Genomic DNA, 1,883 nt, shown 5'->3' with positions numbered 1-1,883 from the left:
GCGTTCATCCGCTCGCCCTGAACGCGGAGCATCATCATCGCGTCCACGCCGCCGGCGAGTGTCTCGTCAAGGTCGTAGCTGACCTTGCAGGGCCACTGTTCGACGCCGATCGGCAGCAGCGTGGGCGGCGCCACCAGGGTCACGTCCGCCCCCAGGGTGCGCAGCAGCCAGACGTTGGAACGGGCGACGCGCGAGTGCAGGACGTCACCCGCGATCGCGACGCGCATTCCGCGCAGGTCGGCGCCGGTGGATGGCGTCCCCGCGAGCTTTGACCAGTGCCGGCGCATGGTGAATGCGTCCAGCAGCGCCTGGGTGGGGTGCTCGTGGGTGCCGTCGCCGGCGTTGATCACCGCGGCATCGATCCAGTCGGTTGCGGCCAGCCGGTGCGGGGCGCCGGAGGCCCAATGCCGGATGACGACGGCGTCTGCCCCCATTGCGGCCAGCGTCTGCGCGGTGTCCTTGAGGGACTCGCCCTTGGACACGGAAGAGCCCTTGGCTGCGAAGTTGATGACGTCCGCCGAGAGCCGTTTGGCCGCCGCCTCGAACGAGATCCGGGTGCGGGTGGAGTCCTCGAAGAAGAGGTTGACCACCGTGCGGCCCCGCAGTGCGGGGAGCTTCTTGACCTCCCGCTCCCCTACCGCGGCCATTTCTTCGGCGGTATCGAGGATGCGGATGGCGTCGGCGTAGCCCAGGTCTTCGGTGGAGAGCAGGTGCCTCATGCGGTGGCCTCGATGACTACTTCATCGGCGGCCGCGGCGTTGCCGGCGGAGTCCGTTTCGTGGAGCCGGACGCGGACTTTCTCCGAGGAGGACGTGGGGAGGTTTTTTCCCACGTGGTCGGCGCGGATCGGYAGTTCGCGGTGGCCACGGTCGATCAGGACGGCGAGGCGGACAATCCGGGGCCGGCCGAGGTCGATGATGGCGTCCAGTGCGGCGCGGATGGTGCGGCCGGAGTAGAGCACATCGTCGATGAGCACCACTACTTTGTTGTCGATCCCGGTCCGGGGCAGCTGCGTGGGGTACGGCGGCCGGGTGGGCTGGCGCGAGAGGTCGTCGCGGAACATGGTCACATCCAGCTGGCCGATAATTGCGGCCGGATCCACGCCGGGATCGGCGGCGGCAATCTTGGCGGCGAGGCGCTTGGCGAGTGGATAGCCGCGCCTGGGAATGCCCAGCAGGACAAGGTCCTGGGAGCCCTTGTTGGATTCGAGAATCTCATGGGCGATACGAGTCAGTGCACGGTCAATGTCGGCCTGGTTGAGGACAACCCTGCTGAGCTGGACCGCGGCCGGAACCGGTGCTTCTGGAACAGAAGTCAACGCTCGTCTCCCCTTTCCCCGCCTCACGGGACGGAATTAAAAAAGGATCATTTGCTCTTTCAAATTACCACACAGGCTGCCGCGGCCCCGCTCCGGCGGAGGCGTCGTCCGTCACACCGGAACCTGGCCGTTGGGCCGCCCGGACCGGGCACCATAGGCTCATGACATGACGAGCCCTGATCCCGGCCCCGGCCGGCCGGCACATGTGACGCCGGACCCGTTGCAGGAATCCAACCCCAGCTGGATGGGGCAGATCCAGCCTCAGCATTACCGGCCGGCGCCGGGCTTCGAGCAGCAACTGCAGCCCGGGTACCGGCCGCCGCCGCAGCCCGGGTATCCCCGGCTGCCCGCGGCAAGGGCTTCCGGAGGAATGGCCGCGCTGGTCCTCGGCGGCGGGGTCCTGGCATTCGTCAGCCTGTTCCTGGTTCTTCCCTTTGTGCTTCGCAGTACCGGTCCGGCTGGCTTCGTTGTGGGTTTCATCGCCTCTTTGCTGCCGCTGGGTTGTGTCCTGCTGGCCGTCCGCTACATTGACCGGTGGGAGCCCGAGCCCAAGCGGCTGCTGGTG

The 1,883-nt window shown here is 67.6% G+C and carries 2 protein-coding genes and 1 pseudogene; 1 reads left to right on the top strand and 2 read right to left on the bottom strand.

Features of this window, described 5'->3' with window-relative positions; all coding sequences use genetic code 11:
- On the bottom strand, positions 1-719 hold a 719-nt coding region (locus AC1DHD_RS16040; RefSeq protein WP_476880658.1), incomplete at its 3' end, for an aspartate carbamoyltransferase catalytic subunit.
- Complete coding sequence (gene pyrR / locus AC1DHD_RS16035; protein ID WP_476880657.1) at positions 716-1,318, bottom strand: bifunctional pyr operon transcriptional regulator/uracil phosphoribosyltransferase PyrR; 603 nt, start codon at positions 1,316-1,318, stop codon at positions 716-718. The genes pyrR and AC1DHD_RS16040, both read right to left, overlap by 4 nt.
- A gap of 166 nt (positions 1,319-1,484) precedes the next feature.
- Here pyrR and AC1DHD_RS16030 point away from each other — a divergent pair.
- Positions 1,485-1,883 (top strand): annotated as a pseudogene (locus AC1DHD_RS16030) (PrsW family intramembrane metalloprotease); the annotation flags it as partial.

The sequence above is a fragment of the Arthrobacter sp. 05L45_2 genome, from assembly GCF_056397525.1.
The sequence above is the reverse complement of the archived record's forward strand: the minus strand, read 5'-3'. Positions and strand labels throughout refer to the sequence as shown.